Origin of the sequence: Streptomyces sp. KL116D (assembly GCF_030766975.1) — a bacterium.
GTDB lineage: Bacteria > Actinomycetota > Actinomycetes > Streptomycetales > Streptomycetaceae > Streptomyces > Streptomyces longispororuber_A.
In genome coordinates this window covers 1-25,882 of sequence record NZ_JASERH010000034.1, presented here as the reverse complement: position 1 = coordinate 25,882, position 25,882 = coordinate 1, and the positions used below count along the sequence as shown (strand labels likewise).

Below are 25,882 nucleotides of genomic sequence, written 5' to 3'. Positions count from 1 at the left end.
TCAGACCGCCCTCATCAGCAGGGTCGCGGCGACGATGACCGCCGCACCGCCGAACATCGAGACGGCGTACGAGCGCACGTAGCCGTTCTGGAGCTTGCGCAGCCGGCCGGAGAGACCGCCGACCGACGCCGCCGTCCCGTTGACCACCCCGTCGACCAGGGTGTGGTCGACGTACACGAGCGAGCGCGTGAGGTGCTCGCCGCCGCGCACCAGGACGACGTGGTTGAAGTCGTCCTGGAGCAGGTCGCGGCGGGCCGCCCGGGTGAGCAGCGAACCGCGCGGGGCGACGACCGGGATCTCGCGGCGCCCGTACTGGAGCCAGGCGATGCCCACGCCGATCACCAGGCAGACCATGGTGGCGCCGGTGACCACGCCCGCGCTGATCGGCGCGTGCCCGTGCTCGTGGCCGGTGACGGGCTCCAGCCAGTTCAGGAAGCGGTCCCCGATGGAGAAGAAGCCACCGGCGAAGACCGAGCCGACCGCGAGCACGATCATCGGGATCGTCATGGACGAGGGCGACTCGTGCGGGTGCGGCTCGTGGCCCTCGGCGTCCGGCTGCCAGCGCTTCTCACCGAAGAAGGTCATGATCATCACGCGCGTCATGTAGAACGCGGTGATCGCGGCGCCGAGCAGGGCGGCGGAGCCGAGGATCCAGCCTTCCGTCCCGCCCTTGGCGAACGCCGCCTCGATGATCTTGTCCTTGGAGAAGAAGCCGGACAGGCCCGGGAAGCCGATGATGGCCAGATACCCGAGGCCGAACGTCACGAAGGTGACCGGCATGTACTTGCGCAGCGCGCCGTACTTCCTCATGTCGACCTCGTCGTTCATGCCGTGCATGACCGAACCGGCGCCGAGGAAGAGCCCCGCCTTGAAGAAGCCGTGCGTCACCAGGTGCATGATCGCGAAGACGTAGCCGATCGGGCCGAGGCCCGCGGCCAGCACCATGTAGCCGATCTGCGACATCGTCGAACCCGCCAGGGCCTTCTTGATGTCGTCCTTCGCGCAACCGACGATCGCACCGAACAGGAGCGTGACCGCTCCGACGATGGTGACCACCAGCTGTGCGTCCGGCGCCGCGTTGAAGATCGCGCCGGAGCGCACGATCAGATACACGCCCGCGGTCACCATGGTCGCGGCGTGGATGAGGGCCGAGACCGGGGTCGGGCCCTCCATCGCGTCGCCGAGCCAGGACTGCAGCGGGACCTGCGCCGACTTTCCGCACGCGGCGAGCAGCAGCATCAGGCCGATCGCGGTGAGCTTGCCCTCCGAGGTGTCCCCGACGCTGTCGAGCACCGGGCCGAAGGCGAACGTGCCGAACGTCGTGAACATCAGCATGATCGCGATCGACAGGCCCATGTCGCCGACGCGGTTGACCAGGAACGCCTTCTTCGCGGCGGTGGCCGCGCTCGGCTTGTGCTGCCAGAAGCCGATCAGCAGGTACGAGGCGAGGCCCACGCCCTCCCAGCCGACGTACAGCAGCAGGTAGTTGTCGGCGAGGACCAGGAGCAGCATCGCCGCGAGGAACAGGTTCAGGTAGCCGAAGAAGCGGCGGCGCCGCTCGTCGTGCTCCATGTACCCGATCGAGTAGATGTGGATCAGCGTGCCCACACCGGAGATCAGCAGCACGAACGTCATCGACAACTGGTCGAGCTGGAACGCGACGTCCGCCTGGAAGCCCTCGACGGGGATCCAGCTGAACAGGTGCTGGCTGAACGTGCGGTCCTCCGGGCCCTTGCCGAGCATGTCGGAGAAGAGCACGACCGCGATGACGAAGGAGCCGGCCGCGAGCAGGGTGCCGAGCAGGTGACCCACCCGGTCCAACGCCCGCCCGCCGCACAGCAGTACGGCCGCTCCGAGCAGTGGCGCCGCTACCAGCAGCGCAATCAGGTTCTCCACTGGATGCGACCCCTTACAGCTTCATCAGGCTGGCGTCGTCGACCGAGGCCGAGTGGCGGGAACGGAACAGCGACACGATGATCGCGAGCCCGACCACGACCTCGGCGGCGGCGACGACCATCGTGAAGAAGGCGAAGATCTGGCCGTCGAGATTGCCGTGCATCCGGGAGAACGCGACGAACGCGAGGTTGCACGCGTTCAGCATCAGCTCGATGCACATGAACACGACGATCGCGTTCCGCCTGATGAGCACGCCGGTCGCGCCGATCGTGAACAACAGGCAGGCGAGATACAGGTAGTTGACCGGATTCACTTCGACGCCTCCTCGGCCCGCTCGTCCGAGCGCTCCAGGCGGTCGGCCGACCGCTGCTCCAGGGCCTTCAGATCGCTGAGCGCCTCACCGGAGACGTCCCGGATCTGACCGCGCTCACGCAGCGTCTGCATGACCGTGAGCTCCGACGGGGTGCCGTCGGGCAGCAGGCCCGCGATGTCCACCGCGTTGTGCCGGGCGTAGACGCCCGGGGCGGGCAGCGGCGGGAGGTGCTTGCCCTCGCGCACCCGCTGCTCGGCCAGCTCGCGCTGGGTCTTGGCCCGCTCGGTGCGCTCGCGGTGCGTGAGCACCATCGCGCCGACCGTGGCCGTGATCAGCAGGGCGCCGGTGATCTCGAAGGCGAAGACGTACTTGGTGAAGATGAGGGCCGCGAGGCCCTCCACGTTCCCCCCGGCGTTCGCCTTCGCCAGGCCGTTGAACTGGTGCAGCGACGCGTTCCCGATGCCGGCGATCAGCAGGACGCCGAAGCCGAGACCGCACAGGGCGGCGAGCCAGCGCTGCCCCTTGATGGTCTCCTTCAGGGAGTCCGCGGCGGTGACGCCGACGAGCATGACCACGAAGAGGAACAGCATCATGATCGCGCCCGTGTAGACGACGATCTGCACGATGCCCAGGAAGTACGCGCCGTTGGCCAGGTAGAACACCGCGAGGACGACCATGGTCCCGGCCAGACAGAGGGCGCTGTGCACCGCCTTCTTCATCAGGATCGTGCACAGCGCGCCGATGACGGCGACGGTGCCGAGGACCCAGAACTGGAAGGCCTCACCCGTGGAAGTGGAGTAAGCGGCGAGCTGCGCGCTCATGCCTCCACCTCCTGCTCTTCGGCCTTCTCGCCCTTGGAAACGGCGACTTGGCGCTCGGTGCCGGGCGCCGCCTCCGTCACCAGACCCCGGTAGTAGTCCTGCTCGTCCATGCCGGGGAAGATCGAGTGCGGCGACTCGACCATGCCCTCCTCCAGGCCGGCGAGCAGCTGCTCCTTGGTGTAGATCAGGTTGGCGCGGCTGCTGTCGGCGAGCTCGAACTCGTTCGTCATCGTCAGCGCGCGCGTGGGGCACGCCTCGATGCACAGGCCGCACAGGATGCAGCGGGCGTAGTTGATCTGGTAGACGCGGCCGTACCGCTCGCCCGGGGAGTAGCGCTCCTCCTCGGTGTTGTCCGCGCCCTCCACGTAGATGGCGTCCGCCGGGCAGGCCCAGGCGCACAGCTCGCAGCCGACGCACTTCTCCAGGCCGTCCGGATGGCGGTTGAGCTGGTGCCTGCCGTGGAAGCGGGGAGCGGTGGTCTTCTGCTCCTCCGGGTACTGCTCGGTCAGCCGCTTCTTGAACATGGCCTTGAAGGTCACGCCGAAGCCGGCGACGGGGTTCTGGAACCCTGGCTTGGTGTCCTTCTCGTTCGTCGCGTTCGTCTCGTCAGCCATCGGACGCCTCCTTTCCGTCACGAGATCCGCCAAGTGATTCGTCACTCGCAGTATCGGGGCCACCACTGACAATCAACTCCCGCTCCTGGCGGGAACGCCTGCGCGGCACGGGCGGCAGGGTCTGTCCGGGCAGCGGCGGCACGGGGAATCCGCCCGCCATCGGGTCGAACGCCGTGGGCGCCTCGACCGCCGCGCCCTCGCCGGCCCGCTTGGCTCCCCGGTCGCGGAAGATGTCGACGACGAACGAGAGCAGCAGGATCACCAGGATGCCGCCGCCCACGTACAGGAAGATGCTGCTGAAGCCGATGTTCTCGTTCCGCAGCGTCCGCACCGTCGCGACGAGCATCAGCCACACGACGGAGACCGGGATGAGCACCTTCCAGCCGAGCTTCATCAGCTGGTCGTAGCGCACGCGCGGGAGCGTGCCGCGCAGCCAGATGAAGAAGAACAGCAGCAGCTGGACCTTGATGACGAACCAGAGCATCGGCCACCAGCCGTGGTTCGCGCCCTCCCAGAACGTGGAGACCGGCCACGGTGCGCGCCAGCCGCCCAGGAAGAGCGTCACGGACACCGCCGAGACCGTCACCATGTTCACGTACTCGGCAAGCATGAACATCGCGAACTTGATGGACGAGTACTCGGTGTTGAAGCCGCCGACGAGGTCGCCCTCGGACTCCGGCATGTCGAACGGGGCGCGGTTCGTCTCGCCGACCATCGTCACGATGTAGATCAGGAACGACACGGGCAGCAGCACGATGTACCAGCGGTCCTGCTGCTGGGCGACGATCTCCGAGGTGGACATCGAGCCCGAGTACAGGAACACCGAGGCGAAGGCCGCGCCCATCGCGATCTCGTACGAGATCATCTGCGCGCAGGACCGCAGGCCGCCCAGGAGCGGGTACGTCGATCCGGACGACCAGCCCGCGAGGACGATGCCGTAGATGCCGACGGAGGCGACCGCGAGGATGTAGAGCATCGCGATCGGCAGGTCGGTGAGCTGCATCGCCGTGCGGTGGCCGAAGATCGAGATCTCGTTGCCCGACGGGCCGAACGGGATCACGGCGATCGCCATGAAGGCGGGGATCGCGGCGACGACCGGCGCGAGGATGTAGACGACCTTGTCCGCGCGCTTGACGACCAGGTCTTCCTTGAGCATCAGCTTGATGCCGTCGGCGAGCGACTGGAGCATGCCCCAGGGGCCGTGCCGGTTGGGGCCGATGCGCAGCTGCATCCAGGCGACGACCTTGCGCTCCCACACGATGGAGAACAGCACGGTCACCATCAGGAAGGCGAAGCAGAAGACCGCCTTGATGACGACGAGCCACCACGGGTCCGTGCCGAACATCGACAGGTCTTCGAGTGCCATCGGGTTGACTGCTGCTGGGCTCATGACTGCACCTCCGGAGCCTCGGCGGCGACGGCCGGGCCGATCTTCACGAGGTCACCGGGGACGGCGCCCGTGTCCGAAGCGACGCCGCCGCCCGTGGAGTTCAGCGGCAGCCAGACGACCCGGTCCGGCATCTCCGTGACCTGGAGCGGCAGGTGCACCGATCCGGCGGTCCCGGTGACGGCCAGCACGTCGCCGTCCTTGACGCCCGCCTCGGCGGCCGTGGCGGCGGACACGCGCGCGTGGGCGGCGTGCCGGGTGCCGGCCAGCGCCTCGTCGCCGTCCTGGAGGCGGCCCTGGTCGAGGAGCAGCCGGTGCCCGGCGAGCACGGCCTCCCCGCTCGCGGGCCGCGGCACCTGCGTGCCGGTCTCCAGCGGTTCGGTGGCGTGCGGCCCGTCCCAGTTGCCCAGGCGGTCCAGCTCGCCGCGCGCGGAGCGCAGGTCGGGCAGGCCCAGGTGGACGTCCATCGCGTCGGCCAGCATCTGCAGCACGCGCCCGTCGGTCGGGGCGACGCGGCGCGTCATCTGGTCGGGCTTCAGCGCGGCCTCGAACATCCGGGCCCGGCCCTCCCAGTTGAGGAACGTGCCCGCCTTCTCGGCGACCGCGGCCACCGGGAGGACGACGTCGGCGTGCTCGGTGACCTCGCTCGGCCGCTGCTCCAGGGAGACCAGGAACCCGACCTCGTGAAGCGCTTCACGCGCGCGGGCCGGCGAGGGCAGGTCGGCGATCTCGACGCCCGCCACCACCAGGGCACGCAGCTCCCCGGTGACCGCGGCCTCGACGATCTGGCCGGTGTCCCGGCCGAAGCGGTGCGGCAGTTCGGCCACGCCCCAGGCGGCGGCGACCTCCTCCCGCGCGCGCGGGTCGGTCGCCGGACGGCCGCCCGGCAGCAGCGACGGCAGCGCGCCCGCCTCGACGGCGCCGCGCTCACCGGCCCGGCGCGGGATCCACACCAGCTGGGCGCCGGTCGCGGACGCGGCCCGTACGGCGGCGGTGAGTCCGCCCGCGACGGCCGCGAGGCGTTCGCCGACGACGATCACCGCGCCCTCGGAGCGCAGCGCCTCCGCGGCGGCCGCTCCCCCGTCCTCCAGGCCGAAGCCGGAGGCGAGCGCGTCCAGCCACTCGGTCTCGGTGCCGGGCGCGGCGGCCAGCAGGGTGCCGCCGGCCTTCTCCAGACCGCGGGTCGCGTGCGTGGCGAGCGAGAAGACCTTCTGGCCGTGCGTCCGCCACGCCTTGCGGAGCTTGAGGAAGACGCCGGGCGCCTCCTCCTCCGACTCGAAGCCGACCAGGAGGACGGCCGGGGCCTTCTCCAGCGAGCGGTAGGTGACGCCGCTGCCGTCGAGGTCACGACCGCGACCCGCGACCCGCGCGGCCAGGAAGTCGGCTTCCTCGCTGCTGTGCACGCGCGCGCGGAAGTCGATGTCGTTCGTGTCGAGGGCGACGCGGGTGAACTTGCTGTACGCGTAGGCGTCCTCGACGGTGAGGCGGCCACCGGTGAGGACACCGGCCCGGCCGCGTGCCTCGGCGAGCCCGCGCGCGGCGGCCTCCAGGGCCTCCGGCCAGGACGCGTCCCGCAGTTCACCGGTCTCCGCGTCCCGCACCTGGGGCGTGGTGAGCCGGTCGGGCTTCTGCGCGTAGCGGAAGCCGAAGCGGCCCTTGTCGCAGATCCACTCCTCGTTGACCTCGGGGTCGTTGGCCGCGAGGCGGCGCATGACCTTGCCGCGCCGGTGGTCGGTGCGCGTCGCGCAGCCGCCCGCACAGTGCTCGCACACCGACGGGGACGAGACCAGGTCGAAGGGCCGGGAGCGGAACCGGTACGCCGCCGAGGTGAGCGCGCCCACCGGGCAGATCTGGATCGTGTTCCCGGAGAAGTACGACTCGAAGGGGTCGCCCTCACCCGTGCCGACCTGCTGGAGCGCACCGCGCTCGATCAGCTCGATCATGGGGTCGCCCGCGATCTGGTTCGAGAACCGGGTGCACCGGGCGCACAGCACGCACCGCTCGCGGTCGAGCAGCACCTGCGTGGAGATCGGCACCGGCTTCTCGTAGGTGCGCTTCCGGCCCTCGAACCGCGAGTCGGCCTGGCCGTGCGACATCGCCTGGTTCTGCAGCGGGCACTCGCCGCCCTTGTCGCAGACCGGGCAGTCCAGCGGGTGGTTGATGAGCAGCAGCTCCATCACGCCGCGCTGCGCCTTCTCGGCGACGGGCGAGGAGAGCTGGCTCTTGACCACCATGCCGTCGGTGCAGGTGATGGTGCAGGACGCCATCGGCTTGCGCTGGCCCTCCACCTCCACGATGCACTGGCGGCAGGCGCCGGCCGGGTCCAGGAGCGGATGGTCGCAGAACCGGGGGATCTCGATGCCGAGCAGTTCGGCGGCCCGGATCACCAGCGTCCCCTTGGGGACACTGATCTCGATGCCGTCGATGGTCAGGGAGACCAGGTCCTCCGGCGGGACCGCCGCCTCGCCGCCCCCGGAGGGAGCGTTGGTGGTCACAGTCACGCGTTCACCTCCGTGCGGTGCTGGTCGGTCCGGTCGGCCCAGAGAGTCGAGCGGGCCGGATCGAAGGGGCAGCCCTTGCCCGTGATGTGCTGCTCGTACTCCTCGCGGAAGTACTTCAGCGAGGAGAAGATCGGCGAGGCGGCGCCGTCGCCGAGGGCGCAGAACGACTTGCCGTTGATGTTGTCGGCGATGTCGTTCAGCTTGTCGAGGTCGTCCATCGAGCCCTTGCCGGCCTCGATGTCGCGCAGCAACTGCACGAGCCAGTACGTCCCTTCGCGGCACGGCGTGCACTTGCCGCAGGACTCGTGGGCGTAGAACTCGGTCCACCGCGTGACCGCGCGCACCACGCACGTCGTCTCGTCGAAGCACTGCAGCGCCTTGGTGCCGAGCATCGATCCGGCGGCGCCGACGCCCTCGTAGTCGAGGGGCACGTCGAGGTGCTCCTCGGTGAACATGGGGGTCGAACTGCCGCCCGGCGTCCAGAACTTGAGCTGGTGCCCGGGGCGGATGCCGCCGCTCATGTCGAGGAGCTGGCGCAGGGTGATGCCGAGCGGGGCCTCGTACTGGCCGGGGTTGGCGACGTGGCCGCTGAGCGAGTAGAGGGTGAAGCCGGGGGACTTCTCGCTCCCCATCGACTTGAACCAGTCCTTGCCCCGATTGATGATCGCGGGAACCGACGCGATGGACTCGACGTTGTTCACGACAGTGGGGCACGCGTAGAGGCCCGCGACCGCGGGGAAGGGGGGACGGAGTCGCGGCTGGCCACGGCGGCCTTCGAGCGAGTCCAGGAGTGCGGTCTCCTCACCACAGATGTACGCGCCTGCGCCGGCGTGCACGGTGAGTTCCAGGTTGAGGCCGGACCCGAGGACGTTCTGCCCGAGGTACCCCGCGGCGTAGGCCTCGCGCACGGCCTCGTGCAACCGCCGCAGCACGGGGACCACTTCACCGCGCAAGTAGATGAACGCGTGCTCCGAACGGATCGCGTAACAGGCGATCACGATGCCCTCGATGAGGCTGTGCGGATTGGCGAACAGGAGCGGGATGTCCTTGCAGGTCCCCGGCTCCGACTCGTCGGCGTTGACAACAAGATAGTGCGGCTTGCCGTCTCCCTGCGGGATGAACTGCCACTTCATCCCTGTCGGGAAGCCGGCTCCGCCGCGGCCGCGCAGACCCGAGTCCTTCACGTAGGCGATCAGGTCGTCCGGCGACATCGCGAGGGCCTTGCGCAGTCCCTCGTAGCCCTCGTGCCGGCGGTACACGTCCAGGGACCAGGACTTGTCCTCGTCCCAGAAGGCCGACAGGACCGGTGCGAGCAGCTTCTCCGGGCTGGTGTCGTTGTTGTCGATCTCGGCTGCCAAGGTCATCACTCCCCCTCCTCGGCGGTCGGGCCCGCTGGGTGGGCCGGGTCGGAGGCCGATGTGTCCTGCGGCGCGTCGTGCGAGCTGAGGTGCTCGGTGGGCGACGGGTCGTGCGGCGCCTCGCCCTCGGTGGCCGCCGCGCGCGGGTGGACCACGCGCGCGGGGCTGGTCTCCCCCTTGGCCAGGCGCAGCCCGATCAGGGAGGCCGGGCCCGCGCTGCCGCTCGCCTCGACGGCGCCCTCGCGCTCGTCGGGGAAGCCGGCCAGGATGCGCGCGGTCTCCTTGAAGGTGCACAGGGGAGCGCCGCGGGTGGGCGACACCTCCGCGCCCGCGCGCAGGTCGTCGACCAGCTGCTTGGCGGAGGCGGGCGTCTGGTTGTCGAAGAACTCCCAGTTGACCATCACCACGGGAGCGAAATCACAAGCGGCGTTGCACTCGATGTGCTCCAGCGTGATCTTGCCGTCCTCGGTGGTGCCGTTGTTGCCGACGCCGAGGTGCTCCTGGAGCGACTCGAAGATGGCGTCGCCACCCATGACCGCGCACAACGTGTTGGTGCAGACGCCCACTTGGTAGTCGCCGCTCGGCTTGCGCCGGTACATCGAGTAGAAGGTCGCGACGGCGGTGACCTCGGCGGTGGTCAGGTCGAGCATGTCCGCGCAGAACTGCATTCCGGTGCGCGTGACGTGCCCTTCCTCCGCCTGCACGAGGTGCAGCAGCGGCAGGAGGGCCGACCGGGAGCCGGGATAGCGGGCGATGACCTCCTTCGCGTCCGCCTCCAGGCGGGCTCGGACGTCGTCCGGGTAGGCAGGGGCGGGCAGCACGGGCATGCCGAGGCTGACACCCTGCCCCGTGGACCCTGAAGAACTGGTGGTCACCGGTCGACGCCTCCCATCACGGGGTCGATGGACGCGACGGCGACGATGACGTCAGCGACCTGGCCGCCCTCGCACATCGCCGCCATGGCCTGCAGGTTGGTGAAGGACGGGTCGCGGAAGTGGACCCGGAAGGGGCGGGTGCCGCCGTCGGAGACGACGTGCACACCGAGTTCGCCCTTGGGCGACTCCACGGCGGCGTACGCCTGTCCCGGCGGGACGCGGAAGCCCTCGGTCACCAGCTTGAAGTGGTGGATGAGGGCCTCCATGGAGGTGCCCATGATGTTCTTGATGTGGTCGAGCGAGTTGCCGAGACCGTCCGGGCCGAGGGCCAGCTGGGCGGGCCAGGCGATCTTCTTGTCGCCGACCATGACCGGGCCGGGCGCGAGCCGGTCCAGGCACTGCTCGATGATGCGCAGCGACTGGCGCATCTCCTCCAGGCGGATCAGGAAGCGTCCGTAGGAGTCGCAGGTGTCGGCGGTCGGGACGTCGAAGTCGTACGTCTCGTACCCGCAGTACGGCTGCGCCTTGCGCAGGTCGTGCGGCAGGCCGGCGGAGCGCAGGATCGGTCCTGTGGCGCCGAGCGCCATGGTGCCCGCGAGGTCGAGGTACCCGACGTCCTGCATGCGGGCCTTGAAGATGGGGTTCCCGGTGGCGAGCTTGTCGTACTCGGGGAGGTTCTTCTTCATCTTCTTCACGAACTCGCGGAGCTGGTCCACCGCGCCGGGCGGCAGGTCCTGGGCGAGCCCGCCGGGCCGGACGTACGCGTGGTTCATCCGCAGGCCGGTGATCAACTCGTAGATGTCGAGAATGAGTTCACGATCACGAAAGCCGTAGATCATGATCGTCGTCGCGCCGAGTTCCATACCGCCGGTGGCGATGCAGACCAGGTGCGAGGACATCCGGTTCAGCTCCATGAGCAGGACCCGGATGATGCTCGCGCGGTCGGGGACCTCGTTCTCGATGCCGAGGAGCTTCTCGACGGCGAGGCAGTACGCCGTCTCGTTGAAGAACGGCGTCAGGTAGTCCATGCGCGTCACGAACGTGGTGCCCTGCGTCCACGTGCGGTACTCGAGGTTCTTCTCGATGCCCGTGTGCAGGTAGCCGATGCCGCAGCGGGCCTCGGTGACCGTCTCGCCGTCGATCTCCAGGATCAGGCGCAGCACTCCGTGCGTGGACGGGTGCTGGGGTCCCATGTTGACGATGATGCGCTCGTCGTCGGACTTGGCCGCGGACTCGACGATCTCGTCCCAGTCACCTCCGGTGACCGTGTAGACGGTGCCCTCGGTGGTGGCGCGGGCCGAAGAGAAGGATTGCTGCGCGTGGGGTGTGGTCACGAGTACGACCTCCGCTGGTCCGGAGCCGGGATCTGGGCGCCCTTGTACTCGACGGGGATGCCGCCGAGGGGATAGTCCTTGCGCTGCGGGAAGCCCTGCCAGTCGTCCGGCATCATGATCCGCGTCAGCGCGGGGTGGCCGTCGAAGACGATGCCGAAGAAGTCGTACGTCTCGCGCTCGTGCCAGTCGTTCGTGGGATACACGGGGACCAGGGACGGGACGTGCGGGTCCGTGTCGGGCATGGACACCTCGAGGCGGATCAGCCGGTTGTGGGTGATCGACCGCAGGTGGTAGACGGCGTGCAGCTCCCGGCCCTTGTCGCCGGGGTAGTGGACGCCGCTCACCCCCGTGCACAGCTCGAAGCGCAGGGCCGGGTCGTCGCGCAGCGTGTGGGCGACGCGGACGAGGTGCTCGCGCTCGATGTGGAAGGTGAGCTCGCCGCGGTCGACGACCGTCTTGTCGATGGCGTTCTCGGGGACGAGGCCCTGTTCCTCCAGGGCGCCCTCCAGCTCGTCGGCCACCTCGTCGAACCAGCCGCCGTAGGGGCGGGTGGCCTCACCGGGGAGCCGGACGGAGCGGACGAGTCCGCCGTAACCCGACGTGTCCCCGCCGTTGTCGGCGCCGAACATGCCGCGCTGGACGCGGATCTCCTCGCCGGCGTCGCCGCGCTGCCCCGGCAGGTTGGAGGCGCTGAGATCCTTCTCGGGGTTGGCCCCGTCGGGCCCCTTGGCGCCGTTCGCGTCACTCATCGCAGCAGCCCCTTCATCTCGATCGTCGGGAGTGCCTTGAGCGCCGCTTCCTCCGCCTCACGGGCCGCCTCCTCGGCGTTCACGCCGAGCTTGGAGCCCTGGATCTTCTGGTGGAGCTTGAGGATCGCGTCCATCAGCATCTCGGGGCGGGGCGGGCAGCCGGGCAGATAGATGTCGACCGGGACGATGTGGTCGACGCCCTGCACGATCGCGTAGTTGTTGAACATCCCGCCGGACGAGGCGCAGACCCCCATGGAGATGACCCACTTGGGGTTGGGCATCTGGTCGTAGACCTGGCGCAGGACGGGCGCCATCTTCTGGCTCACCCGCCCGGCCACGATCATCAGGTCCGCCTGGCGGGGCGATCCGCGGAACACCTCCATGCCGAACCGCGCCAGGTCGTAGCGTCCCGCGCCCGTCGTCATCATCTCGATGGCGCAGCACGCGAGCCCGAACGTGGCGGGAAAGACGGACGACTTGCGCACCCAGCCCGCGGCCTGCTCGACGGTGGTCAGCAGGAATCCGCTCGGCAGCTTTTCTTCGAGTCCCATTGCTCTGTGGCTCCTGGTCTCCCCTGTACGGGGCTCAGTCCCATTCCAGGCCGCCGCGCCGCCACACATACGCGTACGCGACAAAGACGGTGAGCACGAAGAGCAGCATCTCCACGAGCCCGAAAAGCCCCAGGGCGTCGAAGGTGACGGCCCAGGGGTAGAGGAAGACGATCTCGATGTCGAAGACGATGAAGAGCATCGCCGTCAGGTAGTACTTGATGGGGAAGCGGCCGCCACCGGCCGGCGTGGGGGTCGGCTCGATCCCGCACTCATAGGCTTCAAGCTTGGCCCGGTTGTACCGCTTTGGACCGATAAGCGTGGCCATGACCACGGAGAAGATCGCAAAGCCTGCCCCGAGGGCTCCCAGTACGAGGATGGGCGCATAGGCGTTCACCGCTCCTCGCTCCTCTCAGTCGGCGCTGACTGCTGGCGGTTGCACGGGCTCGCACCCCCGCCCCTCCTGCAAACGGTCGAAGATCGCTTACATGTGAAGCAGGTCACAAGCCCAACTGCCCCGCATCCTATGCCCGGCACTCTGTGATCTGCGACACGGGGTGCGCCAACTACTTTGTGATCTCCACCACCTGACGAAGGATCATGAAGTCGGATGAGCGGTGATCTTCACACTCGAAGCACCTGAGTGATCACCAGAGGTGACAACTTGCCCGGTTACCGCAGGTCGCAGCCGTGTCGCACTATCAAGCGGTGCGCTCTGCAAGCAAATTGGCGCTGGACGGGACTGGCTGATAGTGGCCGTCGTTCACACATCAGAGGGAGAGGTGTGGACGGAAGTGGACGCGGGGGCCGACCCCTAGGGGTTCCGTGTGACCTGCGCCACACACAAATCGGGCACCCGAAACCGGGCTTGGCCAACCGTGTCAACGAGTGGTAGGCGTCGGGCAATTCGGACGTATTGCGGAAACCCCTAGATCACAGCGTCGATCAAGGGTGTCCGTATTGCCCTTTACGGCGTCAATAAGGGCCGCCACGCCCGGGATTCAGGTCTCATCTTCACAACTGTGGCGCACCACACGTTTCTTGATGGGAACCGTGAAGCCCTGATAGCGGTTGTACTCATGTCCCACACCGCTCACATACCCAGCCACCGGAAGCCCCGTCGCAGCGCCTCGAAGATGGCCCTGCGCGCCGGAGTTACCGGTGGCGTCCTCAGCACCCTGGCAGTGGCTGGTGCGTCCGGTGCGGCGAACGCTGCCGAGCCGGTGACGCAGACCATGGAGCTGCCCACGCTCACCGCCGACCTGTCCACACAGGTCGCCCAGTCCGCGGACGCCACGCAGCAGGCCGCGGCCAACTACCAGCTCAAGGCCGAGCGCGACGAGGCGTTCGCCAAGGCTGCCGACCAGGCGAAGAAGGACCAGCTCGCCGCCGAGAAGAAGGCGGAGGCCAAGAAGAAGGCCGAGGCCGCCGCGAAGGCGAAGGCCGAGCGCGAGGCCGCCGAGCAGGCCGCCTCCCGCTCCAGCGAGCGCACCACGCTCGCCTCGGCCTCCTCCGAGACCGTCGCGGCGCCCGCCAGCGGCTCCGTCGGTGCCGTCATCAGCTTCCTGAAGGCTCAGGTCGGCGACGCGTACGTGATGGGCGGCACGGGCCCCAACTCGTGGGACTGCTCCGGTCTGACCCAGGCCGCGTTCAAGCAGGCCGGCGTCGACCTGCCGCGCACCTCGCAGCAGCAGTCGACCTTCGGCACCCCGGTCTCCCTCTCCAACATCCAGGTGGGCGACCTCCTGTACTGGGGCGGCGCGGGCTCGGCGTACCACGTCGGCGTCTACATCGGCAACGGCCAGTACCTCGACGCCGCCAACCCGTCCAAGGGCGTCGTCATCCAGGACCTGTCCGGCTACCCGGCGAGCGGCGCGGTCCGCGTCCTCTGAGGTTCCCGTGAACGGCCGAAGGGCCGCCGCTCCCGTCACCGGGTGCGGCGGCCCTTCCGCGTTGCGGGCGGGGGCGGGAGCCGTGCGGCGGGCTCAACGCCGCCGCTGCCGCGCCTGCTTGAACATCTGGCGCGTATAGGGACGATCCAGGTACATCGTGAGCAAAGTGGTCACGAGGACGACCCAGAACACGGCCGCCGGGATCCCGGTCGACGTCCACGGCACCAGGAGCAGCAGCACCGCGATCGCGGTCACCGCCACCGCCTGGCCGAGCGCGAGGCGGGCCCAGCCGTCACGGCCCAGCAGGGACCGCACGGTCAGCCGGACCCCCCTGCGCCGCTTGCGGTAGCGCAGCAGCGCACCGAGCACCCACACCACGGCGAGCAGCAGGACGTCCCACAGGCGCTGTCCGAGCGGCAGGGGCAGCTCGCGCTCCCCCGTGACCAGATCGAGCCCCAGGGCCGCACCCAGGAGGCAGAGCAGGGCGAGCCAGCGGGTGCCGCGCAGCAAGCGGTAGGACGCGCTGTCCAGTTCGTCCCGCATCGTGTGGCTCTGCGGGGCCGTGGCGAGCGCGTCCGCGACCCGGTCGGCGGTGTCCGCGGCCCGCGCACCCGGGACGGCGGCGGCCTTGCGGGTCTGCTCCCCCAGGGCGAAGGCGTGGGTGGGGTCGAGCCGGAGGATCGCCTTCTCCAGCCCGTCCTTGGCGGCCTCGTCGCCGACCGTCGCCGCGACCTTCCAGGCGCTCATGTACATCGCCGGGTCCTCGGGCGACAGCCGGACGGCCTCCCGCGCGCAGTCGGCCGCCTCCCGCCGCAGCTCCTGCGCCCCCTCCTCACCGCGCAGCGCCCGGAACGACTGCACCTCGCCGAGCATCGCGTGCGCGTACCCGGAGTGCGGGGCGAGCCGGATCGCCGAGCGCAGCGCGTCCGCGGCGTCGGGCATCCGGTTCAGGCCGCGCAGCGCGGTCGCGCGGTACAGCAGGGCGAGCGCGTACTCGGGCTGGTGGCGCAGCGCCTCGTCGGTGGCCGCGAGGGCGTCGGCGGAGCGGCCCGCGGTGTTGTGGCAGCGGGCCAGGGCCGCCCAGGCGCGGGCGTCGTCGGGCGCCTCGGCAAGGCGTGCGGACAGCAGGGCCGCCGCCTCGTCGGGCCGGCCGAGGTCCAGCAGGGCGTCGGCGCGCTCGGTGGTCTGCTCCGGTGTCACAGCTTCCGCTTCCTCTTCAGGTGGGCGACGAGGTCGTCGTACTGACCGCCCTCGTTCGCGTACATCGCCACGTTCCTGGCGGACGCGAACCAGGGCTCGGTGGACGGGATGATCTGCCGGGCGGCGCCGAGCAGGTCCTTCATGCCGATCAGGCGGACGGTGCCGGTGCGCGCAGAGTCGAGCAGCGCGGTCTCCGCCGCGGACTCGCACAGATGGGCCAGGTCGGCGCCGGAGAATCCGTCGGTCAGCTTCACCAGTCTGCCCAACTCGACGTTCTCGATGGGGCGTTCCCGCAGGTGGTAGCGGAGGATCGCGTCGCGGGCCGGGGCGTCGGGCGGCAGCACGAGCAGGGTGCGGTCGAAGCGTCCCGGGCGGCGCAGGGCGAGGTCGACGTCCCAGGGGACGTTGGTCGCGGCGAGCACGAAGACGCCCTCGTTGGCCGCGGCGTCGACGCCGTCGAGCTCGGTGAGCAGCTGGTTGACGGTGTTGCGCATGCCGCTGGACTGCGTGCGGGAGCGTTTGCCGCCCAGGGCGTCGAGCTCGTCGAGGAAGACGACGCAGGGCGCCTTGCGCCGGGCCGTCTCGAAGACCTCGTGCATGTTGCGCTCGGAGTTGCCCATCCACATGTCGAGGACGTCGCCGACGGACACCGACAGGAAGCTCGCGCCGAGTTCACCGGCGACGGCCCGCGCCACGAACGTCTTGCCGCAGCCGGGCGGCCCGTACAGGAGGAGCCCGCCGCGCAGGCTCTTGCCGTACAGCCTGCGCAGTTCGGGGTTGCGCAGCGGAGCGAGGAACGCGGCCTCCAGGCGGTCCTTGACCTCCCGCATGCCACCGACGTCGGCGAGGCGCACGGCACCGGGCGCGGCGGTGTCCTCGACGTCCCAGGCGGCGGGGTCGGCGGGGTCGCCGCCACCGTCCTCGGTCAGCGGTTCCTCGGCGAAGCGCGGCGGGATGACGTCACCGACCTGCTCCTCGACGGTCTTCCAGTCGAATCCGGCGGCCGGGGCGGGGTCCGGTGCCGGGGCCGGTGCCGGGGCGCCCATCGCCCGGGCCATCAGCTCCCGGGCCTGCGCGTCGCCCGGCGCGTGCTGCAGGGCGACCGCCACCTCGGCGACGGCCGCGTCGGCGGCGCCCGCGGTCAGCAGCAGTTCGGCGAGGTGCAGCCGCAGCGGCACGTCCTGGGGCGCGGCGGCGACGGCCGTCCGCAGGCTCTGGATGAGAGGGGAATCAGCCGACATGGCGCCCACTGTACGAAGCGGGCGCCCCTGTCGGCCGGGCGGGCTCAGCCCTGCGGCGCCAGCTCGCCCATCGGGCCCCAACCCTCGTTCGGGATGTCGGCGTTGATGATCTCGGGGGTCGAGGCGACCAGCGGGGCCATCGCGTCGAGACCCGCCTTGAAGTGCGCGGAGCCGACGTGCGCGGCGCCGGCGTCGCCGTCCCGGAAGCCCTCCAGGAGGACGTACTGGTTCGGGTCGTCGACGCTGCGGGACCAGTCGAAGAAGAGGTTGCCCTCCTCGGCGCGGGTGGCCGCGGTGAACGCGGCGGTCTTCTCCAGCCAGGAGTCGGCGTGCTCGGGGCGGACGGTGAACTTCACGGCGATGAAAATCATGGGTTCAGGGTGCGGCGGCCGCCCGCGGACGGCCAGTGGGCCGCCCGCGCTTTCCGGCAGGACCGGAAAACCTACGCCCGCGCCGCCTGCCGCAGCACCGCCGTCAACTGCCGCCGCCGCGCCCGGAAGGAGTCCGTCGGCAGCGACACCGACAGGGCGTGCCCCGGACGGTCCGGCAGGGGCACGGCCAGACAGGTGTACGCCGGGTCGGTCTCGCCCACCGACACCGCGACGCCCGCGGCCCGCACCCGGCGCAGCTCCGCCGCGAAGCGGTCGTGGTCGGTGATGGTGTGCTCGGTCAGCCGGGGCAGCCCGTGCGCGTCCAGGTAGCGGCGCCTGGCCGGGGCGGGCAGCCCGGCGAGCAGCACCTTGCCGTGGGCGGTGGCGTGCGCGCCCCGGTCGACGCCGACCTCGAACGGGTCGCCCCGGTGCACGGCCGCCGTGGAGTCGACGACCGCGATGCGCCCGCCCTGGTGGGCGCTGAGGTACGCGTCGGCGCCCGCGAGACGCCGTACCGCGTGCAGCATCCCGTACGTCTCCTCGTCCAGGCCCGTGTGCCGGCGGAAGGCGCGGTACAGCGCCGGGACCCGGGGGCCGAGCACATAGCCCCGCGGGGTGCGGTCGACGTGGCCGCGCGCGACGAGCGGCCCCATCAGGTGGTACACGGTCGACAGGGCACAACCCGCCTCCCGTGCGAGGGACTTGGCGGGTACGGGACGCGGTGACCGGGCGACGGCCTCCAGGAGGTCGAGCGCCCGGTCCACCGAACGGGGCACGGTCACGCCTTGGGGGCGACCTTGCTCAGCCCGTTGATGATCCGGTCCATCGCGTCGCCGCCGGTCGGGTCCGTCAGGTTCGCGAGCATCTTCAGCGTGAACTTCATCAGCATCGGGTGGGTCAGACCGCGCTGCGTCGCGACCTTCATGACCTTCGGGTTGCCGATGAGCTTCACGAAGGCGCGGCCCATCGTGTAGTAGCCGCCGTAGGTGTCCTTGAGGACCTTCGGGTAGCGCTGCAGGGCGAGTTCGCGCTGGGCGTCGGTGGCGCGGGCGTGGGCCTGCACGATGACGTCGGCGGCGATCTGCCCCGACTCCATGGCGTAGGCGATGCCCTCGCCGTTGAACGGGTTGACCATGCCGCCCGCGTCGCCGACCAGGAGCAGGCCCTTGGTGTAGTGCGGCTGGCGGTTGAAGGCCATCGGGAGGGCGGCGCCGCGGATCGGGATCGTCATGTTCTCCGGCGTGTAGCCCCAGTCCTCCGGCATCGACGCGCACCAGGCCTTGAGCACCTCGCGCCAGTCCAGCTCGCGGAACGCCTTGGAGGAGTTGAGGATGCCGAGGCCCACGTTCGACGTGCCGTCGCCCATGCCGAAGATCCAGCCGTAGCCGGGCAGCAGCCGGTCCTCGCCGGGACCGCGCCGGTCCCACAGCTCCAGCCACGACTCCAGGTAGTCGTCGTCGTGCCGGGGCGAGGTGAAGTAGGTGCGGACGGCGACGCCCATCGGGCGGTCCTCGCGGCGGTGCAGGCCCATCGCCAGGGAGAGCCGGGTCGAGTTGCCGTCGGCGGCGACCACGAGCGGGGCGTGGAAGGTGACCTCGCGCTTCTCGTCGCCGAGCTTGGCGTGCACGCCCGTGATCCGGCCGGTGCGCTCGTCGAGGATCGGGGCGCCGACGTTGCACCGCTCGTACAGCCGCGCGCCCGCCTTCTGCGCCTGCCGCGCGAGCTGCTCGTCGAAGTCGTCGCGCTTGCGGACCAGGCCGTAGTCCGGGTACGAGGCGAGGTCCGGCCAGTCCAGCTGGAGGCGGACGCCGCCGCCGATGATGCGCAGCCCCTTGTTGCGCAGCCAGCCGGCTTCCTCGGAGATGTCGATGCCCATGGAGACGAGCTGCTTGGTGGCGCGCGGGGTGAGGCCGTCGCCGCAGACCTTCTCGCGCGGGAACGCCGTCTTCTCCAGGAGCAGGACGTCGAGCCCCGCCTTCGCGAGGTAGTACGCGGTCGTCGAACCGGCCGGACCGGCCCCGACGACGATCACATCTGCGCTGTGCTCGGAGAGAGGCTTGGGCTGCTCGGTCACGGCGGGTTCTCCCCAGGCTCGAAAACGGTGGTCTCGAAGAACGGTGGTCTCGAAAACGGTGTGCCGTCCGGCACGGACATGGGCAGTCTATTCAGCGCCAGTGATCCCCCAGCCGAAGGGCCAGCCCATGAGTCGAGTTCTGCCCGCCGTGGAACTGCGCGTCCCCACCCACGAGGACGCCTTCGCCTGGCACCGGGTGTTCGACGACCCCGACGTCATGGAGTTCCACGGAGGCGCCTCGGCCGAGCTGTCCGTGTACGAGGAGCTGACCGCGCGCCAGCGCCGGCACGACGCGGAGCGCGGGTTCTGCCTGTGGACGATGACCGACGGCGCCGGGCAGGTCATCGGGTTCACGGGCGCGCAGCCGTGGGAGCGGACCTGGGGTCCGGTCGGCGAGATCGAGATCGGCTGGCGGCTCGGCCGCGCGCACTGGGGCCAGGGGTACGCGACGGCCGCCGCGCTCGCGACCGTGGAGCGGGTACGGGCCGCAGGCATCGGCAGCGTCGTCGCGATGGTCGACGCGCGCAACGAGCGGTCGATCGCGGTGACCCGCCGCCTCGGCATGGACCTGGCGGAGACGTTCGTGACGCCGACGGGCCGGCAGGGCCACTGCTTCCGTCTCGTCCTGTAGGGCCGCTTCCGGCAGCCTCACCCCCGGGTCTACCCTTCCGTTACCTCCTGGGGGTGACATCCGTGCCGAAGACACCCAAGACACCCGAAGTGCCCGTCCCGAAGTTCGTCGGCCAGATGGCCGTCGACGCGCAGGCCGCGGCCGTCGCGTACGGCGTCCGGCTGGCGGCCGGGGACCGGCCCGATCTCGCCGGGGCCGCCGTGGAGTACGTGGTGCGCCAGTACCCGCTGCCCGGGGTCGAGGTGCCCAGGGACGCGGTCGTGACGGTCTGGTTCGACTTCGGCGAGGGCGAGGGCGGCGGCGGCGCGGGCGTGCGCGTGCCCCGCGAGCCGGGCCCGCGGGGCGGTGGCCTGCGCCGTGAACTGCCGGAGCCCGCCGAGTCGTTCAGTCCGTGTCCGTGAGCCGCCACGAGTCGAGCGCGATCTCGTACATGTCCCGCGCGTCGGACCAGGCGTCGTCGCGGGCGGTGAGCAGGATCGCGTACTCGGTGCCGTCGCCGGCGACGTAGGACTGGTCGATGCAGTGGAGGGTCCGCCCGGCCTCGTCCTCGTACGTGTACTCCCACAGGGCGCCGTCCTCGCCCTGGAAGGTGTTCCGCTCCAGCCGGATCCGCCGGTAGTCCTTCTTGGTCTCGTCGGCCTTGAGGTGCTTCTCCATGGACAGGGTGTTGTCGTACGACGTGTAGCCGGCGGCCGGGATGACGCCGACGAGGTAGTTCTCCAGGCCGGTGCTGCCCGCGTAGGTGATCTGGCTGCCGTTCTTGACGCCCTGCCGCTCCCAGACGTCCGGGACGACGAAGGAGAAGCCCAGGTCGTCGAAGACCTGGTGGTAGCCGGCCGGGACGTCGGGCAGGTCGGTGGGCGCGCCGGTGTCGGAGGCCGGGGGCGACGAGTCGGCCGCGGAGGGCCGTACGGACTCCTGTGACCCCTGGGACCCCTGCGATCCCTGGGACTCCTGACCCTCCTGTGACTGCTGGGTCTGCGCCCCGACCGGTTGGTCGTTCTTGGTGTCGTTCTTGCCTCCGTCGCCGTCGCCCTGGAGCAGCAGCACCCCGGCCGCCGCGCCACCGCCGATGACGAAGGCGCCGACGAGGGTGCCGACCCAGACGCCGACGCGCCGCTTCGGCCGCTCCGGACCGCCGGGGGCGCCTGGAGCGCCGGGGGCGCCGGGCGGCGGGGCGAGGTGCACGGTGTGCGGGTCGTGGAGCGGGGCGACGGGCGGGGCAGTGGGGGCGGCCGGTGGCTGGAACGGTGCCTGGGCCGGTGGCTGGAGGTACGCGGCGGGGGCCTGTCCCGGCACGGCGGGCAGCGGCGCCGGGACGATGCCCGTGTCCAGTCCCGCCATCTGCATCAGGTACGGCGCGAGGAACGCGGCGGCGCCGATCCACAGCAGCCCGAACAGCAGCGCGTCCGGCACGCTCAGGCCCAGGTCGACGCGGCCCGACCCGCTGCCGAAGAACTTGAAGTCCCCGGTGAACTCCGCGCCCACCCCGCCGACCCCGGCGAGCAGCAGGAACAGGCCGAAGAACAGCCCGGCGGACAGGAGTTGCTCGCGCCGGTCGACCGAACGGCGCGCCGCGAGCACCCCGACGACGAGCGCGCAGACCAGCCCGACGCCCAGCGCGTACACGACGGCGCCCGAACCGAGTTCGTCACCGAGCCGCGAGAGGCCGAACGACTCCTTCTCGTAGCCGCCGCCGGCCCCGAACGACGACGAGCCGCGGGCCTCCACCTCCAGCGGCGCGCCCCAGCACAGGCCGAGCACGCCGAGCGCGAAGTTCGGCAGCAGCGCGAGGAACCCGCCGAGGGCGGCGGCCGCGCTGCCGTCGAAGTCGGCGTCGTCCGCGACGTCCGACGGCGAGCCGCTCTCGCCGAAGAGCGCCAGACCGATCCAGCCGAGGACGAGGGCGACGACGAGGACGACTCCCATGGCGCGCACGGCCGTTCCGAAGGCGCGCACCGCCGTCCGCACCCCGGGGCGGGCGGCCGCGACGCGGTGCCTGAGGTCGTCCTGGTGGAGCACTCCCCCGGCGACGGCCAGGGCGAGCAGCAGCGTCCACAGCGCGGTCAGGAACGGTGCCGAGGACACCGAGACGCCCTGGACGTCCGGCTGCGCGAACAGCGCGAGGACCAGTACGCCGGCGGTCACCGCGAGCGCGACGCGCACGGCCGCCTCCAGTCCCGCGGTGGCCCCCTCCGGGGCGCCGGGCACGGTCCGCGTGTACAGACGCGTGCGCAGCAGCCGTACGCCGATGACGAGCGCCACGATCCACACCACGGTCACCAGGAGCGGGACCACGGAGAGGGAGGCGGTGCCGGTCGAGCCGGAGTCGTAGCCGCTGCCGTCGCCGTACATCGACGGGCCGGAGCCACCGCCGCTCATCCCGAAGCTGCCGCCGACCCCCTGGAGCAGCGCGGCGAGCGCGATCCGCAGCCGGTCGGAGAAGCCGACGACGACGTCGTCGGAGTCCTGCCCGTACGAGGGAAGGGCGAACGCGAACGCGCAGAGCAGCAGCAGTCCGACCGGCCACAGTGCGGCCTGCGCCGCACCGGCCCAGTCGCCGCGCAGCGCCCGGCCGAAGAAGGCGCCGACGGCCGAGGGCTGAGCGGGGCCCGGGGCGTAGGCGGGGGGCGGCGGCGGTGGCGGCGCGGCGGGAGCGGGCGGGGCGGCCGGGGAGCGCTCCCGCCCGCATCTCATGCAGAAGCGGGCCTCTTCAGGAGCCTCGGCTCCACAGTGCGGGCAGAACGACGCCATCGGGGTGCTCCGTGATGATCCGGGGACGGTCGGGTGACCCGCCGTCACCGGCCGTCACCACGTAATCAACGGACACATCTTTCCCGCCGCCCGGTTCCCGTCAACTGCAATGCGCAGCAAGGGACTTACTTGGTCCCGCGGTGCAGTGCGACGATCCCGCCGGTGAGGTTGCGCCAGGCCACCTTCTGCCAGCCGGCGCCCTGGAGGCGGTCGGCCAGCTCGGGCTGGGTGGGCCAGGCGCGGATCGACTCGGCGAGGTAGACGTACGCCTCGGGGTTCGAGGAGACGGCGCGTGCCACCGGCGGCAGGGCGCGCATCAGGTACTCGGTGTAGACCGTGCGGAACGGGGCGAACGTGGGGTGGCTGAACTCGCAGATCACGACCCGGCCGCCCGGCTTCGTCACGCGGTACAGCTCGCGCAGCGCCTGGTCGGTGTCCTGGATGTTGCGCAGCCCGAAGGAGATCGTCACGGCATCGAACGTGTCGTCCTTGAACGGCAGCTTCGTGCCGTCGCCCGCGGTGAACGGCATCCACGGGTGGCGCTTCTTGCCGACCCGGAGCATGCCGAGGGAGAAGTCGCAGGGCACGACGTAGGCGCCGGCCTGGACGAAGGGCTGCGAGGACGTGGCCGTGCCGGCGGCGAGGTCGAGGATCTTCTGCGCGGGCCGCGCGTCGACCGCCTTGGCGACCTCCTTGCGCCAGAGCCGGGCCTGTCCCAGGGACAGCACGTCGTTGGTGAGGTCGTACTTCTCCGCCACGTCGTCGAACATGGAGGCGACTTCGTGGGGCTGCTTGTCCAGGGATGCACGGGTCACCCGGCCATTGTGTCAGGGGGTGCGTCGTCGTGTGCGCGTAGGTGGGGGCTGGTCGCGCAGTTCCCCGCGCCCCTGAGATGCGCACCCTTCGGGTGGCATCTCCCCGACGGGGGAAGGCTGCGCGCCGCGCATGGCTTCCAGGGGCGCGGGGAACTGCGCGACCAGCCACGACGAGATCCGCAGCGGCGAACCGGGAGACGCCCCTGCGCGCCTAGCGGCCCCGGTACACCAGGCGGCCGCCGATGACCGTCGCCACGCACGTCGACGCGCCGCGCCGGACCAGGTCCGGGCGGTCGGCGACGTCGAAGACGGCGAAGCGCGCGGGGCCGCCCACGGCGAGGCCCGGCAGGAGCACCAGGGGCTTGGGGGACAGGGAGACCGGGCCGGGCAGGCCGTCGGGGCGGGCGGCGAAGACGAGGCCCGAGCGCTGCGCCACCTCCAGCACGGGCTTGGCCCGCAACTCCCCGGCCAGGGCCACCGTCCCGTGCGCGAACAGCCGCTGCACGCCCCGCCGCGCGCTCGCGCCCAGCCGGGACGGATCGGCGCGGAAGATCTCCCGGGCCCGCTCGCCCCCGATCGGCGCCGTCCCGTACCGGTCGGCCTCCCGCGGATCCGGGTGGTAGGTGCCCTCCAGGATCTCGGGACCGTACGGGTTGAGCAGCCCGGGCGTGAGGATCCCGGGCCAGTTCCGCACCCGTGCCTGCGGGTGGGCGGCGGCCAGCTCCTCGTACGGGCCGAGCGCCTTGACGCGCTCGCCCTCGACGAGGACGGCCGACCCGTCGGCCGCCGTGGCGTGAAGTGTCAGCACGTCCGGCTCAGTTGGTGGAGACGAGCTTCAGCTCGGGATGCGCGGTGCCGCCCTCGATCGCGATGGACGAGATGTGCGAGGAGACCCGGTCGTCGACGGGGTCGTTCGCCCGGTCGTCGTGCACGACGAGGTGCTCGTAGGTGGTGGCGCGCTGCGCGGGCACCCGGCCGGCCTTGCGGATCAGCTCGATGATCTCCATGCGGTTGGAGCGGTGCTTGGCACCGGCCGAGGAGACGACGTTCTCCTCCAGCATGATCGAGCCGAGGTCGTCGGCGCCGTAGTGCAGGGAGAGCTGGCCGACCTCCTTGCCGGTGGTCAGCCAGGAGCCCTGGATGTGCTGGACGTTGTCCAGGAAGATCCGGGCGATCGCGATCATCCGCAGGTACTCGAAGAGCGTGGCCTGCGTGCGGCCCTTGAGGTGGTTGTTCTCCGGCTGGTACGTGTACGGGATGAAGGCCCGGAAGCCCCCGGTCCGGTCCTGCACGTCGCGGATCATGCGCAGGTGCTCGATGCGCTCGGCGTTGGTCTCGCCGGTGCCCATCAGCATCGTGGAGGTCGACTCGACGCCCAGGTTGTGGGCGGCCTCCATGATCTCCAGCCAGCGCTCGCCGGACTCCTTCAGCGGGGCGATGGCCTTGCGCGGCCGCTCCGGGAGCAGCTCGGCGCCGGCGCCCGCGAAGGAGTCGAGGCCCGCGGCGTGGATCCGCTGGATGGCCTCCTCCACGCTCACCTTGGAGATCCGCGCCATGTGCTCGACCTCGCTGGCGCCCAGGCTGTGGATGACGAGCTGCGGGAAGTCCTTCTTGATCGCCGCGAAGTGGTGCTCGTAGTACTCGACGCCGTAGTCCGGGTGGTGGCCGCCCTGGAACATGATCTGGGTGCCGCCGAGCTCGACGGTCTCCGCGCAGCGGCGCAGGATGTCGTCGAGGTCGCGGGTCCAGCCCTTCTTGGTGTCCTTGGGGGCCGCGTAGAAGGCGCAGAACTTGCACGCCGTCACGCAGACGTTCGTGTAGTTGATGTTCCGCTCGATGATGTACGTCGCGATGTGCTCGATGCCCGCGTACTTGCGGCGGCGGATCGCGTCGGCGGCGGCGCCCAGCGCGTGCAGCGGGGCGTCGCGGTACAGGGCGACGGCTTCTTCGGGGGTGATGCGCCCACCGTCGGCGGCACGGTCGAGGACTGACTGAAGCGCGGCCTTCTCGGTCACCGGGCGTGCCCCTTTCGGAGGTGTAGAGCTGAAATCTCAGCGTACGTCAGCGGGCCATGGCCCCCAGCAGAACCCCCGCGTAGGCCCCGAGGATCATGAACGGGCCGAACGGGATCTCGGTCTTGCGCCCGGCGCGCCGGGTCACGACGAGGGCGAGCGCGTACAGGCCGTTGAACAGCACGCCGGCGAACGCCCCGATGAACAGCACGCCCCACCCGTACCAGCCGAGCGCCGCCCCGAGGCCGAGCGCCAGCTTCACGTCGCCGAAGCCCATGCCCCGGGGGTAGGCGAGGAGCAGCAGCAGGTATCCGGCGCCGAGGCCGAGCGCCCCGAGCACCGCCCCGCGCCACGATCCGCCCGGCTCCGGCAGCAGGGCGGCGGCGCCGAGCGCGGCCAGGGCGAGCCCGGCCAGCGGCAGCGTCAGGACGTCCGGGAGCCGGTGCACGGCGAAGTCGACGGTGGCCAGCAGCACGGCGACCGGCGCGAGCAGCAG

The 25,882-nt window shown here is 70.8% G+C and carries 25 protein-coding genes; 3 read left to right on the top strand and 22 right to left on the bottom strand.

The annotated features are described in order from the left end of the window. The 12 genes from nuoL to RBJ77_RS13055 are packed head-to-tail and all read right to left on the bottom strand — an operon-like array spanning position 1 to position 12,793. The gene (nuoL, locus tag RBJ77_RS13110; RefSeq protein WP_372345162.1) at positions 1–1,896 is read right to left on the bottom strand and encodes an NADH-quinone oxidoreductase subunit L; all 1,896 of its coding nucleotides are present in this window, start codon (positions 1,894–1,896) and stop codon (positions 1–3) included. A gap of 13 nt (positions 1,897–1,909) precedes the next feature. After that, the gene (nuoK, locus tag RBJ77_RS13105) at positions 1,910–2,209 is read right to left on the bottom strand and encodes an NADH-quinone oxidoreductase subunit NuoK (RefSeq protein ID WP_255974843.1); all 300 of its coding nucleotides are present in this window, start codon (positions 2,207–2,209) and stop codon (positions 1,910–1,912) included. Then, positions 2,206–3,030 carry an NADH-quinone oxidoreductase subunit J gene (locus RBJ77_RS13100; protein ID WP_372345161.1) on the bottom strand — a complete coding sequence of 275 codons (825 nt, stop codon included), beginning with the start codon at positions 3,028–3,030 and terminating at the stop codon, positions 2,206–2,208. Before RBJ77_RS13100 ends, nuoK begins: the two co-directional genes overlap by 4 nt. Then, entirely contained in the window at positions 3,027–3,644 is a 618-nt protein-coding gene (nuoI, locus tag RBJ77_RS13095) for an NADH-quinone oxidoreductase subunit NuoI (protein ID WP_372345160.1), read from the bottom strand. Before nuoI ends, RBJ77_RS13100 begins: the two co-directional genes overlap by 4 nt. Continuing rightward, entirely contained in the window at positions 3,637–5,034 is a 1,398-nt protein-coding gene (gene nuoH / locus RBJ77_RS13090; RefSeq protein WP_372345159.1) for an NADH-quinone oxidoreductase subunit NuoH, read from the bottom strand. Before nuoH ends, nuoI begins: the two co-directional genes overlap by 8 nt. Further along, a complete protein-coding gene (locus tag RBJ77_RS13085; protein WP_372345158.1) occupies positions 5,031–7,532 on the bottom strand; it encodes an NADH-quinone oxidoreductase subunit G in 2,502 nt (833 codons plus the stop codon). Before RBJ77_RS13085 ends, nuoH begins: the two co-directional genes overlap by 4 nt. Next, positions 7,529–8,896, bottom strand: a complete 1,368-nt coding sequence (gene nuoF / locus RBJ77_RS13080) for an NADH-quinone oxidoreductase subunit NuoF (protein ID WP_372345157.1) — start codon at positions 8,894–8,896, stop codon at positions 7,529–7,531. The genes RBJ77_RS13085 and nuoF overlap by 4 nt, the downstream gene beginning before the upstream one ends. Further along, the gene (nuoE, locus tag RBJ77_RS13075) at positions 8,896–9,765 is read right to left on the bottom strand and encodes an NADH-quinone oxidoreductase subunit NuoE (RefSeq protein WP_372345156.1); all 870 of its coding nucleotides are present in this window, start codon (positions 9,763–9,765) and stop codon (positions 8,896–8,898) included. Before nuoE ends, nuoF begins: the two co-directional genes overlap by 1 nt. After that, positions 9,762–11,099, bottom strand: a complete 1,338-nt coding sequence (locus RBJ77_RS13070) for an NADH-quinone oxidoreductase subunit D (protein ID WP_372345155.1) — start codon at positions 11,097–11,099, stop codon at positions 9,762–9,764. Before RBJ77_RS13070 ends, nuoE begins: the two co-directional genes overlap by 4 nt. Beyond that, entirely contained in the window at positions 11,096–11,848 is a 753-nt protein-coding gene (locus RBJ77_RS13065) for an NADH-quinone oxidoreductase subunit C (protein WP_372345154.1), read from the bottom strand. The genes RBJ77_RS13070 and RBJ77_RS13065 overlap by 4 nt, the downstream gene beginning before the upstream one ends. After that, positions 11,845–12,399, bottom strand: coding sequence for an NADH-quinone oxidoreductase subunit B family protein (locus RBJ77_RS13060; RefSeq protein ID WP_005313804.1), 555 nt, complete (start codon positions 12,397–12,399; stop codon positions 11,845–11,847). The genes RBJ77_RS13065 and RBJ77_RS13060 overlap by 4 nt, the downstream gene beginning before the upstream one ends. Positions 12,400–12,433: 34 nt before the next feature. Continuing rightward, positions 12,434–12,793 carry an NADH-quinone oxidoreductase subunit A gene (locus RBJ77_RS13055; protein ID WP_030494815.1) on the bottom strand — a complete coding sequence of 120 codons (360 nt, stop codon included), beginning with the start codon at positions 12,791–12,793 and terminating at the stop codon, positions 12,434–12,436. Between the two features lie 682 nt (positions 12,794–13,475). On the opposite strand from RBJ77_RS13055, the gene RBJ77_RS13050 reads away from it, so the two are divergent. Beyond that, positions 13,476–14,288 (top strand): C40 family peptidase, encoded by an 813-nt coding sequence (locus RBJ77_RS13050; protein ID WP_372345153.1) that lies wholly within the window; start codon positions 13,476–13,478, stop codon positions 14,286–14,288. Positions 14,289–14,381: 93 nt separating this feature from the next. On the opposite strand, the gene RBJ77_RS13045 is transcribed toward RBJ77_RS13050, so the two are convergent. The 5 genes from RBJ77_RS13045 to RBJ77_RS13025 form a co-directional block, all read right to left on the bottom strand. Next, on the bottom strand, positions 14,382–15,488 hold the full coding sequence (locus tag RBJ77_RS13045) for a tetratricopeptide repeat protein (protein WP_372345152.1): 1,107 nt from the start codon (positions 15,486–15,488) through the stop codon (positions 14,382–14,384). Then, positions 15,485–16,729 carry a 26S protease regulatory subunit gene (locus RBJ77_RS13040; RefSeq protein WP_372345151.1) on the bottom strand — a complete coding sequence of 415 codons (1,245 nt, stop codon included), beginning with the start codon at positions 16,727–16,729 and terminating at the stop codon, positions 15,485–15,487. Before RBJ77_RS13040 ends, RBJ77_RS13045 begins: the two co-directional genes overlap by 4 nt. 44 nt (positions 16,730–16,773) lie before the next feature. Next, positions 16,774–17,100 carry a putative quinol monooxygenase gene (locus RBJ77_RS13035; RefSeq protein WP_372345150.1) on the bottom strand — a complete coding sequence of 109 codons (327 nt, stop codon included), beginning with the start codon at positions 17,098–17,100 and terminating at the stop codon, positions 16,774–16,776. Between the two features lie 71 nt (positions 17,101–17,171). Next, the gene (locus RBJ77_RS13030) at positions 17,172–17,882 is read right to left on the bottom strand and encodes an IclR family transcriptional regulator (protein ID WP_372345149.1); all 711 of its coding nucleotides are present in this window, start codon (positions 17,880–17,882) and stop codon (positions 17,172–17,174) included. Continuing rightward, positions 17,879–19,174 (bottom strand): geranylgeranyl reductase family protein, encoded by a 1,296-nt coding sequence (locus RBJ77_RS13025; RefSeq protein ID WP_255983389.1) that lies wholly within the window; start codon positions 19,172–19,174, stop codon positions 17,879–17,881. The genes RBJ77_RS13030 and RBJ77_RS13025 overlap by 4 nt, the downstream gene beginning before the upstream one ends. A gap of 127 nt (positions 19,175–19,301) precedes the next feature. Here RBJ77_RS13025 and RBJ77_RS13020 point away from each other — a divergent pair, with 127 nt between their 5' ends. Next, positions 19,302–19,805: a GNAT family N-acetyltransferase gene (locus RBJ77_RS13020; protein WP_372345148.1), complete on the top strand. Its 504-nt coding sequence runs from the start codon at positions 19,302–19,304 to the stop codon at positions 19,803–19,805. Between the two features lie 62 nt (positions 19,806–19,867). Then, complete coding sequence (locus tag RBJ77_RS13015; protein ID WP_372345147.1) at positions 19,868–20,206, top strand: PASTA domain-containing protein; 339 nt, start codon at positions 19,868–19,870, stop codon at positions 20,204–20,206. Here RBJ77_RS13015 and RBJ77_RS13010 read toward each other — a convergent pair. The 5 genes from RBJ77_RS13010 to RBJ77_RS12990 all read right to left on the bottom strand — a co-directional run. Beyond that, complete coding sequence (locus RBJ77_RS13010) at positions 20,190–22,559, bottom strand: zinc ribbon domain-containing protein (protein WP_372345146.1); 2,370 nt, start codon at positions 22,557–22,559, stop codon at positions 20,190–20,192. The genes RBJ77_RS13015 and RBJ77_RS13010 overlap by 17 nt on opposite strands. Before the next feature lie 125 nt (positions 22,560–22,684). Further along, positions 22,685–23,374 (bottom strand): demethylmenaquinone methyltransferase, encoded by a 690-nt coding sequence (locus tag RBJ77_RS13005; protein WP_372345145.1) that lies wholly within the window; start codon positions 23,372–23,374, stop codon positions 22,685–22,687. Positions 23,375–23,585: 211 nt separating this feature from the next. Next, complete coding sequence (locus RBJ77_RS13000) at positions 23,586–24,182, bottom strand: hypothetical protein (protein ID WP_372345144.1); 597 nt, start codon at positions 24,180–24,182, stop codon at positions 23,586–23,588. Between the two features lie 7 nt (positions 24,183–24,189). Then, positions 24,190–25,389 (bottom strand): cyclic dehypoxanthinyl futalosine synthase, encoded by a 1,200-nt coding sequence (gene mqnC, locus RBJ77_RS12995; RefSeq protein ID WP_372345143.1) that lies wholly within the window; start codon positions 25,387–25,389, stop codon positions 24,190–24,192. Positions 25,390–25,435: 46 nt separating this feature from the next. Further along, the coding region (locus RBJ77_RS12990; RefSeq protein WP_372345142.1) for a prepilin peptidase at positions 25,436–25,882 on the bottom strand (447 nt) is incomplete at its 5' end.